An 11,734-nucleotide genomic window follows, 5' to 3' on the forward strand; every position below is an offset into this window, starting at 1 on the left:
AGTATTTTGATTACCCGGTAACCTTATTTTTATGAAAATCGGAATTATCCGCGAAGGAAAAAATCCGCCAGATAGGCGAACCCCATTTGTTCCAACTCAAATCAAGCAAATTCATGCTGATTATGATGGAAAACTTTCATTTAAAGTTCAATCCAGCTCAGATCGATGTTATTCTGATTTGGAATATGAAACTGCTGGTGTTGAGGTAGGGGATGATTTAGAAGATTGTGACATCATTTTTGGAGTCAAAGAAGTACCACTTGAAGGTCTAATTCCTAATAAAACATATTTCTTTTTTTCTCATACTATAAAAAAGCAAAAGTATAATAGACCGCTCTTAAAGGCTGTTTTGGAACGGAATATCAGGCTTTTGGACTATGAAGTTTTAAAAGATGAAAAAGGGAATCGGATAGTTGCTTTTGGTAGATGGGCTGGAATTGTAGGGGCCTATAATGCTATGTGGACTTATGGAAAAAAAACTGGCCTATTCGATATTAAAAGGGCTTATCAATGCTATGATAGGAAAGAATTGGAATTGGAACTTAAAAATGTTCAATTACCACCTATTAAAATAATTGTAACCGGATCCGGAAGAGTTGGAAAAGGCGTGGAAGAAATACTTAAGGCACTTGATATTAAAGAAGTTTCAACTCACGATTTTTTGCATCTTTATTTTGATGAGCCGGTTTATGTAGTATTGCATTCATCAGATTTTTATAGAAGAAAGTCTGATGGTGGTTTTGATAAATCGGAATTTTATGACTTTCCGGAAAGGTATGAAAGCCACTTTCTGAAATTCGCTGAGGAAGGAGAGATCCTGATTTCTGCACATTACTGGGATCCGGAAGCTCCCCGGCTTTTTGAGCTCAAGGATATTAATAATGCTGATTTTGCCTTATCTGTAATTGCTGATGTTTCATGTGATATCGACGGATCAGTTCCTACTACTGTCAAAACTAGCAATATCTTGGATCCTGTTTTTGATGTAGACCGGAATACTGGGAAGGCAATAGACCCTTTTGGAAGCCAAACAAGTATATCGGTAATGGCCATAGATAACCTCCCATGTGAATTGTCCCGAGAGTCGAGTTTGGATTTTGGAAATCAGTTGATTAAATGGGTGATTCCAGAGTTGGAAAAAGAAGTTTCACCAATTTTGGAAGGCGCTACTATTGCTAGAGATGGGGATTTAACCTTGGAGTTTATGTATTTGACTGACTTTGTAAATTCAGATTCTTGAAATTGGGATGAAAAACTTTCATAGATTTTTAGAGTCAACCTTACTTCGACCGACCATGACTGGTCAAGAAGTGGATCAGCTAATTAAAGATGCAATTGAAGAACAATTTGTAGGCGTTTGTGTACCTCCATTTTGGTTAAAGAAAGCAAAAAGAGAACTTAAAGATGAGGATATTCAATTGGTAACCGTGATAGGTTTTCCTTTAGGATATTCGGATACTGCGTCAAAAGTTTTTGAAGTTAAAGAAGCGGTCAAGCAGGGGGCTGATGAATTGGATTTGGTCTGGTCTCAGACTGCATTTCATTCTGGTATGAATTGGCCTAAAATAGAAATTGCCCAAATTTCCAAAATTTGCCATGAGGAGGAAAGGGTTTTAAAAGTAATTATAGAAACTGCAAACCTTAGTGAATCTCAAATAAAAGAGGCCTGTTTAATCTGTCAAGATGCTGGAGCAGATTTTTTAAAAACTTCCACAGGCTTTGCGGCTAGAGGTGCCACTGTGGATGATATTCTTACCATGCGCGCAATATTAGCTTCTCATGTCGGAATTAAAGCATCAGGAGGGATCAAAACGTTGGACTTTGCATTAGAACTTATACAAGCGGGAGCGGATCGGATTGGGACTAGTTCCGCAAAACAACTCATGGATGCATGGAGGAATAAATTTTCCTAGCTATTACTGAAGTAGATCAGTAAAAAGGGAATAATGAAAAAAGTCAAGAGGATGTAAGCAAATCCGATAAACCTTGTTTTTACGGTTTTCCTGCCCATGTAAGAAGCCAATTTAATAGGTAAACTCCGAAGGGCAGGAAAAGGTAGGAAGATTAGAGCACCAAAGAAATTTATTAGAAAATGAACAATTGCTAAAGCGATTGCTGCTTCAGTCTTATAGAATGCTGCGATTGCTGCAGTAATGGTAGTTCCAATATTTGCACCAATAATAAAAGGGAAAGATTTTTTAAGAGAAACTTTTTTATTTGCCACGAGTGGTACTACCAAAGAAGTTGTCACTGTGCTAGATTGTACAGCCGCAGTAAAGAACATTCCATAGGTAAAAGCTAAATAGGTTTTCTTAAAAATGAAATTATTAATATCCTGAAAACTATCTATTACAAATGCCTTGTAAACAGAGGATGATAATATTTTAATTGCTCCAAAAACAAAAAATATTGCAATAACCAGCGTGACGAAGGGAATCTGAATGGTATCAGAAATCCATTCTGTCAAAGGTCTGGTAAATACTTTATTGTAATCAAACGATCCGCTAAAACTTTCATTTGTCACAAATAGTGAGGCTATTTTGTGGGCAAGATTGGAAAGGAATCTAAAATAAAATTCCAGGGGAAGCAGAATAAATACGGTGATGATGTTAAATATATCATGAAGAATCCCTGCTGAAATAGCCCTTCTAAATTGATTTTTCTTCATGATATAGGAAAATGAAACCAAGGTGGAAGTTAGGGTTGTCCCAATGTTGGCACCCATTACCATAGGTACTGCCTGTTCCAATGTCATATTACCTGCAGCCACTATTGCAACTATGCTCGAGGTAACTGTCGAGCTACTCTGTATCAAAGCAGTCATCAACAGCCCAATGAAAAGGCTTACAAAAGGGTTTTGTGTAGCTCTTAGGATTTCTGAAGCAACAGAATTATTGAGTTGCCCCATTGCCACCGTTAGCAGATCTATTGAAAAAATGAATATGATTATCGCCAAAAGCATTAAAATAAAGCTCTTGGTCTTGTTTGCTACAGGTTTATCCTGATCATATAATTCCATTTCAGGCAATTTATTTTGACCACCCTCTTCTATAATAGCTTTTCTCTCTTCAAAGCCTGATAATAAAGAAAATCAAAATTTTCATTAAAATAATTCACAAAATTTGAAATTTTTTTACGAATTACAAGGTATTCGGAATGATATAAAAAAGAAATTGTGCTTACTTAACAATTTATTAACATGGAGGGGAAATTATCTTCATTAATTTTACGGCGAAAGACAAATCAATAAAATGGCCAAGGCTAAAAAGAATCTCGACCAAAATATTAATCAGGAAATATTAAGTAAAACCGCGTATTCTTTATTTGATTTTGCCAAGAAGGAAAAACAATTTTTAGTTGGTATTTGTATTTTAATTTCTATTGCTGGTCTAATACTCCCTTACACCTATGCTGCCATGTGGTTTGGATTTGCTTTGGCGGCCTATTCTGCCATAGCAAACGATAGTATTCAGACGATAGGTACTTTTATCGCCTCCAATCAGGAAAAAAAATGGTATTGGTTATGGCTTTTCATGGGATTGATTTTTGTTGGAACAGTAACCTACAGCTGGTTTACTTATGGAGGCGATGTAAGTTACGAAAGGCTAACCACAAAAGGACTTGATAAAGCTCCTGAAAGTTTCGTTTTCCTTCAGTTGGCTGCACCAATTGTCTTGTTGATTATGACAAGAATGAGAATGCCAGTTTCTACTACTTTCTTATTACTTAATGTTTTTACCTATAAAGCAGGAACTATCGTTGAGGTGATGAAAAAGAGCTTTGTAGGTTATTTATTAGCATTTGGGTTAGCGATTGTTGTGTGGTTTCTTCTAGAAAAATTCGTAGAAAACTACTTAAAAGGAAAACCTAAGCCTTATTGGATATTTTTACAATGGATTACTTCAGGTACGCTTTGGGCTGTATGGATTATGCAAGATGCTGCCAATATTGCTGTTTTTCTTCCCAGACAATTAAATGTCTATGAATTTTCAGCCTATGCTGGATTTGTATTTCTTGGACTTGGATTCTTATTTTATCTAAAAGGAGACAAAATCCAATCTATTGTAAATGAGAAATCAAACGTTACTGACGTTAGAGCTGCTACAATTGTTGATTTTGTGTACGCCATAATTTTATTCTATTTCAAAATTCACAGTAAGGTGCCGATGAGTACAACTTGGGTCTTTATAGGTCTATTAGGGGGACGTGAATTAGCGATTGCACTTGGGAAAGCTGGTAAGCCTGAAAAACGTAGGGATTGGGTTTCCAGAGCTTATAAGCTGGCTAGAAATGATGTGAGTAAGGCATTTATTGGTTTATTGGTTTCACTCCTTCTGGCTTTAATAATTAATGAAGGAATCAGAGATGAGATTTTTGCATTTTTTAAATAATTGATTTGGAGCTTTTTACTCACGATTATTTCATGAATGAAGCCTTTAAGCAGGCAAAAATCGCATTCGAGGAAGGAGAAATACCGGTTGGAGCAGTCATTGTATGTAAAAACAGAGTGATTGCAAAAGGATATAATCAAACGGAAAAACTTAATGATGTAACAGCTCATGCAGAAATGCTAGCTATTACCTCTGCTGAAAACTACCTGGGTTCGAAATATCTTAACGATTGTAAACTATATGTGACATTGGAGCCCTGTGTTATGTGTGGAGGAGCTTTATACTGGTCACAGATAGGAGAAGTGCATTTTGCAGCTCCTGATGCAAAAAGAGGTTTCAAGCAATGCAATCCGGAAATTTTGCATCCAAAAACAAAACTATTTCAAGGGCCAATGATCTCAGAATCTGAGCAATTGCTACTGGAATTTTTTAAAAAGTTAAGAAAGTAAAAGGAATATAGATTTCAGGGAATTTTTTTTCTTTTCTGCTAGTTCCTTAGGCAGATTATTTGAATGATTTTAATTTTAATGTTTAACCTTAAATTTTAACAATATGGCTTTTGAACTCCCATCATTACCTTATGCATATGATGCACTAGAACCAAACATCGATGCAAAAACAATGGAAATCCATCATACCAAGCACCACAATGGATATGTTACCAACTTAAATAATGCAATAGCAGGAACTGATCTTGAGAGTAAATCCCTGGAAGAATTATTAAAGATTGCTGGATCTAATACTGCAGTAAGAAACAACGGAGGGGGTCATTTCAATCACTCACTTTTCTGGACTATCCTTTCTCCAAATGGTGGAGGAGCCCCAACTGGTGAGTTAGCAGATGCAATTAATGCCAAGTTCGGTTCTTTTGAAGCTTTCAAAGAAACTTTCAATAAAGCAGCTGCCACTAGATTTGGTTCTGGCTGGGCATGGTTATGTATCGATACCAAAAAAGAATTGTGTGTATGCTCTTCTCCAAATCAGGACAATCCAATGATGGATATTTCAGAATGTCCAGGAACTCCAATTTTAGGTTTGGATGTATGGGAACATGCATACTACTTAAATTACCAAAATAGAAGACCCGATTATATTTCAGCATTTTGGAATGTGGTGAATTGGGATGAAGTAAGTAAGCGATATGCTGCTGCGAAGTAAGTAGAATTAGTGAGAAATAGCTATCCCCAGCTAGAAAGCTGGGGATTTTTTGTTTAAAAGTGGTCGGATTACTGTACGATTTTGATACAGCTTTATTTTTTGTATTGTGTAAAACCCCTCCAAAATGCTTATTTAAGCTGTTTTCAAGTATTGGCATTTTGTTTTCATAGAATGGAATAGTCAACACATAATTATTTCATTAAAATGAAAACTACCAACTTACTTTTTTTAACACTCTTCACCTATTTATTAGGGATGAGCAATCTTGCTGCCAAAGAGATTAGCAAAATTTCAGGAAAGATATTAGATCAAAATGGACAAACAGTACCATATGCTAACGTAGCCTTAATCGCAATTCAAGATGGGCATTTAGTGGATGGGGCAGTTTCTGATGAAGAAGGTTTATTTCTAATTGAATCTGCAAAAACCGAAAAAGTTAAACTCGTTATTTCTTCCATTGGATTTAAGCCTTTTGAATCTGAAGCATTCGATCTTAAACCAGGGATGATAAAAGAAATGGGTGAGATTATAGTTCAGGATGAAGCTACGGGATTAGAGGAAGTAACAGTACAGTCGACAAGACCAGAGATTATTATTGAGCCTGATAAAACCATCGTGAATGTGGAGGGAACAGTGATGGCCGAAGGGTCTACAGCTTTGGATGTGATTGGTAGATCTCCAGGAATTTATGTGGATCAAGATGGAATCATCAATTTGAATGGTCGAACTGGTGTGGTTGTAATGATTAATGATCGTCAGACTTATATGAGTGCCACAGATCTTGCCAACTTCCTTAGAGCTATGCCAGCTGATAATATCAAAAATATTGAAGTCATAAATAATCCATCGGCCAGATTTGATGCTGAGGGATCCGCCGGTGTGATTAATATTAGACTGAAAAAGAATACAGTAGATGGAGTATTTGGTAACGTACAGGCAGGAGGACAATACAACGGGTTCTGGGCTCCTATCGCAGGTGTATCTTTAAATGTGAAGAAAGGAAAATGGTCTACTAATGCAGATTTAAATTATAATCACAATGCAAATCTAAATGAGTTGGATATCGAGCGCAATTTTGAAGTGGAAGAGGGAATATCCAATTTCATGCAGGAATCAAGAATTAAGCAAAGAAATAAGAACCTCTTTTTCAATGGTGCTGCCAATTATGAAATCAACAAAAATCATAACATTGGATTAAATATTCAGGCATCTGATTTTGACAATGAAACGACAAACCCTTCTTTGACAGACATCACTACCCCAGGGGTTGCAGAAACTACCTATTTAGATTCTTACAATGACTCGAGAGGAGGAGGAAGCAGATTTTTCGGAAACTTACATTATGGTGGAAATCTGGATACTCTTGGAACTAAACTTACATCTGACTTCGATTTTACCAGAATGAATTCTGGAAGTGAATCTTTGCTGACTACTTCTACCTGGACAGGAGATAATCAATCGAATCTTGCAAGTGGAAAACTAAGCACCTTGAATGATATGTATTACAATATCTTCACCGCAAAAGTTGATTTAGAAAAACCTTTGTGGAAGGGCACACTTGAAACAGGCTTGAAAGGATCATGGGTAAAATCTGATAACAATTTAGACCTTTCAAGATCAATAGAAGATGGACCCTTTGAGCCTGATCCAAGTAGTAATCATTTCATTTATAATGAAAACGTTCTAGCAGGTTATGTTTCTTATAAAGGCAAAATATCTGAAAAGTTAAGTTATCAAGCAGGTCTTAGAGGAGAGTATTCTGACATTAAAGGAAACTCAATAACATTGGATCAGATCAATACACAAGAGTATTTCAACCTTTTCCCAAGCGCTTTTATCCAACATAAGGTGAGTGATAATTATCAGATTGTTTATAATGCCAATAGAAGAATCACACGTCCAAATTATAGACTGCTAAATCCCTTTGTGTATTACATTGATCCTTTGACTACTGAGCGAGGTAACCCGAATCTGAAACCTCAATATTCTAATAATTTTGAAATGAATCATGTGATTAAAGGAGCTTATCAGTTTACAGTAGGATATAGTGAAACGACTGACGCCTTTATGCAGGTATTTATTCAGGATGATGAGGCTAGAACCACAACAACTTATACAGACAACTTTGATAAAACCAGAAATGCAAATTTCAGAGCCATGGTGCCAGTTCAAATCCGTGAATGGTGGGGAACTTCAAATATGCTGCAGGTAAATTATAATAGATTCAAATCCCAGATTGGAGATGATTTTCTGGATAATGAGCAGACTTCATTTATGGTCAGAACTCAACATAATATAAACCTACCTAAAGGATTCAAGCTTGAAGTTGTCGGAATGTATTTAGGTCCACAAATTTGGGGACAAGGGGAGATTGAAGGCTTTGGATGGGTTGATGCCGGAATCACTAAAACGATCATGAAAGATAAATTGACTATTGCCGTGAATGGAACTGACTTGTTTAGGACTCAAGTGATAAAAGCAAAAGTAGATTTTGCTGATATTGATACAGCCTTCAGACAATACCGTAGTAATCAAGGCGTAAGATTCACCCTTCGTTATAGATTTTCAAAAGGTGAAAGCTTCCGAGTGAATAAAAGCTCAGGTAGTTCAGAAGAGCGCAATAGACTTAACTGATAATGGCAATCCTCCTTGAAAATCAAGGAGGATTTTTTTTAATTTCCGGTAAACTTCTGAATTATGACACGTCGATTTATAGCAATAGTCTTTGTTATTACAATAAGCACCTTCACTAGTAATGCTCAAGATTTTTCAAGGCTGAACCAATTTCTTGATTCTTTGGAAACCCATGATAAGTTTATGGGTAATGTTATTCTCAGAAAAAATGGAGAAACTGTTTATTCCAGGTCATTAGGTTATAAGGACTTTGATGCATCGATCAAATTAGATAAGGAAACCAGATTTAGAGTGGGTTCCATTAGCAAGATGTTTACCACATCTTTGATATTTAAAGCAGTTGAAGAAGGAAAGCTCCACCTGGATCGGAAACTTTCGGATTTCTTTCCTGAAATAAAAAATGCTGATAAAATCACCATGAGTATGCTTTTGCAGCATAGGAGCGGGATCCATAATTTTACAAATGATTCTCTCTATCAAAGTTATTTCACGAGTCCTCAAACGAGACAAAGAATGGTTCAGATCATAGCCGATGCAGGAAGTGATTTCGAACCTGGTTCCAAAGGTGAGTATAGTAACTCCAATTTCGTCTTACTGACATTTATCTTAGAAGAAATTTACAATGATTCGTATTTGAATTTGGTAAAGGAAAGGATTACTGAGCCATTACAGTTAAAAAACACCTATGTAGGAAAAGCTCCGCTCAAGCAAGAAGCAAAATCTTATACTTTTGAAAATGGATGGAAAGAGGAGAAAATAACTGATATGAGCATACCAGTTGGAGCTGGAGCAATTGTTTCAACTACAGAAGATCTTGGGAAATTTATCGAAGGATTATTTTCCGGAAAAATTATCTCGAAAGAAAGTCTTGCTATGATGCAAGAGATCAGAGAAGGATACGGTCGTGGGATGTTTCAGTTTCCCTATTATGAGCGTAAAGCTTACGGTCATAATGGAGGGATAGATGGATTTTCTTCTATGTTAGGATATTTTCCAGAAGAAAAACTTACAATTTGCTATTTGTCAAACGGAACAAATTATAACAATAATTCTCTTATTCTTGCTGTTTTGGACACCTATTTTGGAAAGGGAATTGAGCTACCTTCTTTTCAAACTGCTGATTTAAAAACTGAGGATTTAGATAAATATTTGGGAGTTTATTCCTCAGAACAAATCCCATTAAAAATTACTTTTGTAAAAGATGATACATCCCTTATAGCTAAGCCAGCTGGTCAACCTGATACGGTATTGGAAGCGAGGGGATCTCACGTGTTTGAGTTTGTACAAGCGGGAGCTACCATGATTTTTGACCCTGAAAAGGGAGAAATGACCTTGAAGCAAGGAGGCAGTTCAATTCTGTTTAAGCGGGAGGGAAATTAGTAATGATGGATAAAAAAGAAGTTTATTTGAAATGATATAGAAATATGAGTACGCCAGTAAATGCTGGTTTTTTCTGATCTTTGATTTCCAACTTTACAGAAACCTCTGCTTTAACTGTTCCCCTCAGATTAACGACTGATTTAAGGGTTGCCAAAAGCCTTACTTGATCTGTTACTAAAACTGGATGAGCAAAACGAAAGTTTTCAATTCCATAATTGATCATCATTTTAAGGTTATTTACCTTTAGTATTTGCTCCCATAAATGTGGTACAATACTTAAAGTTAAATAGCCATGAGCGATGGTGTTTCCAAAAGCGCCTTCAGTTTTTGCCCTCTCTGGATCGGTATGAATCCATTGATGATCATAAGTGGCATCAGCAAATAAATTAATCTGATTTTGAGTGATCTGAAAATATTCAGAAGTTCCTAACTCCTTTCCATTGTACTTTTCAAAATCTTCGAAACTTCCAATTTCTATTGCACTCATCTATTTATTATTTCGTAAAAGATCAAAATAGGGAAGTTTTATTGGGAATTACAAGTCTAAATATTTACTCCTTTTTAAAATTATCAGATTAAAAGTAAAAGAATTTACTTCAGCTAAATTCTTAATATTGTGGATAAAATTTAAGCAAATGACAAACTATATCCATGGATATGTGCCTGAAGAACAAGAGAGACTTGTGGAACAAGCAGGAGTCTTAGGTCCACTAATTTATCCCAGAATTGATTTTGAAGGATGCAAGCATATTCTTGAAATTGGTTGTGGGGTCGGAGCCCAAACAAAGGTGCTCTTATCCCTTTTTCCTGAAATGGACATTACTTGTGTTGATGCAGAATCTAGACAAATAGAAAAGGCAAAAAATAACCTTCAATCCCATGAATCCAGGCTTTCTTTTCATGTTCAGGATGCCAGAAATTTGGACTTAGGAACCAAATTTGATGGTGCTTTTCTTTGTTGGGTTCTTGAGCATATTCCCAATTCCCAATTGGTTTTGGAAAGATTGAGGGAATATCTTGAACCTAGAGCAAAAATTTGGATAACTGAGGTCTTCAATAGTTCTTTTTATTTTCAACCGACATTGTCAGGCCTCTCTAATTACTACGAAAAGTATAATAGTTTTCACCGGTCTTTAAAAGGTGATCCAGACATTGGCGCAAAACTCGGGAATATCTTGACTCAAACTGGATTTAAGGGTATAGAATTATTTAAAGGGGGATTTCATTTATCTCAACATGATCCTGCATCTCTTAGAAAGTTCACGAGTTATTGGAAGGGTCTCATGAAAAGTGGAGCTCCATCGATGTTGGAGGCGGGTTGGATTACAAAGCAGGAAATTGATGAGATGGAAAAGGATATGGATGTTATTGCCGCAGACGAAAATGCAGTTTTTTATTATCAATTTGTGCAGGCAAAAGCAACAGTATAATTAGATGAGGCTTATCAGAAAGATTTGGAAATTTATTTTGAAAACCATTTTATGGTTTTTAATCCTTTCGGTAAGCTTTACAGTGCTTTATAGATTTGTTCCAGTTCCAATTACTCCCTTAATGGTCATTCGTATCTTCGAACAAACTTTTGATTCTGAAAAAAAAGTCCGGTTATCCAAAGATTGGATTCCAATGGCAGAAATTTCGAAAAATGTTCCTCAGGCAGTGGTAGCTGCTGAGGATCAAAAATTCCTAGATCACCATGGTTTTGATTTTGAGGCTATGAAAAAAGCCTGGGAGGGCAATAAGCAAGGAAAAAACACAAAGGGAGCAAGTACGATCACGCAACAGACTGTTAAAAATGTGTTTTTGTGGCCTGACAGGAGTTACTTGAGAAAGGGGCTCGAAGCTTATTTTACCATTTTAGTAGAAATAATTTGGCCCAAAGAGCGAATTCTTGAAGTCTACTTAAATGTAATAGAAATGGGACCTGGGATTTATGGAATTGAATCTGCTGCTCAAAACTATTATAATAAACCCGCGATCAAATTGAATCGGAATGAGGCAGCTATGATAGCAGCAATATTACCTAATCCAAACCGCTGGAACCCAAAGAGGCCAACTCCTTACATTCTGGGAAGACAAGCTTGGATAATGAAACAAATGAACAACTTGGCACCTATTGGATTCGGAAATTAAGGATTGATTTTTTGTATTGCGACCGTTAAAATTGTAATATT

The 11,734-nt window shown here is 36.1% G+C and carries 11 protein-coding genes; 9 read left to right on the plus strand and 2 right to left on the minus strand.

What is annotated here, in order from left to right; all coding sequences use genetic code 11:
• Nucleotides 1-31: 31 nt before the first annotated feature.
• Together AAGF08_RS01655 and deoC are read left to right on the plus strand one after the other, a co-directional pair.
• Nucleotides 32-1,240 carry an NAD(P)-dependent oxidoreductase gene (locus AAGF08_RS01655; protein WP_343509162.1) on the plus strand — a complete coding sequence of 403 codons (1,209 nt, stop codon included), beginning with the start codon at nt 32-34 and terminating at the stop codon, nt 1,238-1,240.
• Nucleotides 1,241-1,247: 7 nt separating this feature from the next.
• Entirely contained in the window at nt 1,248-1,913 is a 666-nt protein-coding gene (gene deoC, locus AAGF08_RS01660) for a deoxyribose-phosphate aldolase (protein ID WP_343509163.1), read from the plus strand.
• On the opposite strand, the gene AAGF08_RS01665 is transcribed toward deoC, so the two are convergent.
• A complete protein-coding gene (locus AAGF08_RS01665) occupies nt 1,910-3,019 on the minus strand; it encodes a Na/Pi symporter (protein WP_343509164.1) in 1,110 nt (369 codons plus the stop codon). The two genes, deoC and AAGF08_RS01665, sit on opposite strands and share 4 nt — an antisense overlap.
• Nucleotides 3,020-3,251: 232 nt before the next feature.
• Here AAGF08_RS01665 and AAGF08_RS01670 point away from each other — a divergent pair, with 232 nt between their 5' ends.
• From AAGF08_RS01670 to AAGF08_RS01690, 5 genes are all read left to right on the plus strand, one after another.
• Nucleotides 3,252-4,391: a hypothetical protein gene (locus AAGF08_RS01670; RefSeq protein WP_343509165.1), complete on the plus strand. Its 1,140-nt coding sequence runs from the start codon at nt 3,252-3,254 to the stop codon at nt 4,389-4,391.
• Between the two features lie 5 nt (nt 4,392-4,396).
• Nucleotides 4,397-4,840, plus strand: coding sequence for a nucleoside deaminase (locus tag AAGF08_RS01675; protein ID WP_343509166.1), 444 nt, complete (start codon nt 4,397-4,399; stop codon nt 4,838-4,840).
• A 103-nt stretch (nt 4,841-4,943) separates the two neighbouring features.
• Complete coding sequence (locus AAGF08_RS01680) at nt 4,944-5,549, plus strand: superoxide dismutase (protein WP_343509167.1); 606 nt, start codon at nt 4,944-4,946, stop codon at nt 5,547-5,549.
• Nucleotides 5,550-5,753: 204 nt separating this feature from the next.
• On the plus strand, nt 5,754-8,183 hold the full coding sequence (locus AAGF08_RS01685; RefSeq protein WP_343509168.1) for an outer membrane beta-barrel family protein: 2,430 nt from the start codon (nt 5,754-5,756) through the stop codon (nt 8,181-8,183).
• Between the two features lie 63 nt (nt 8,184-8,246).
• Entirely contained in the window at nt 8,247-9,563 is a 1,317-nt protein-coding gene (locus tag AAGF08_RS01690) for a serine hydrolase domain-containing protein (RefSeq protein ID WP_343509169.1), read from the plus strand.
• A 22-nt stretch (nt 9,564-9,585) separates the two neighbouring features.
• Here AAGF08_RS01690 and AAGF08_RS01695 read toward each other — a convergent pair whose 3' ends face one another.
• Complete coding sequence (locus AAGF08_RS01695; protein ID WP_343509170.1) at nt 9,586-10,050, minus strand: MaoC family dehydratase; 465 nt, start codon at nt 10,048-10,050, stop codon at nt 9,586-9,588.
• A 148-nt stretch (nt 10,051-10,198) separates the two neighbouring features.
• Here AAGF08_RS01695 and AAGF08_RS01700 point away from each other — a divergent pair, with 148 nt between their 5' ends.
• Nucleotides 10,199-10,993 (plus strand): methyltransferase domain-containing protein, encoded by a 795-nt coding sequence (locus AAGF08_RS01700; protein WP_343509171.1) that lies wholly within the window; start codon nt 10,199-10,201, stop codon nt 10,991-10,993.
• A gap of 4 nt (nt 10,994-10,997) precedes the next feature.
• Nucleotides 10,998-11,693 (plus strand): monofunctional biosynthetic peptidoglycan transglycosylase, encoded by a 696-nt coding sequence (mtgA, locus tag AAGF08_RS01705; protein ID WP_343509172.1) that lies wholly within the window; start codon nt 10,998-11,000, stop codon nt 11,691-11,693.
• Nucleotides 11,694-11,734: the final 41 nt, after the last annotated feature.

The sequence above is a fragment of the Algoriphagus sp. SE2 genome (assembly GCF_039563885.1).
GTDB lineage: Bacteria > Bacteroidota > Bacteroidia > Cytophagales > Cyclobacteriaceae > Algoriphagus.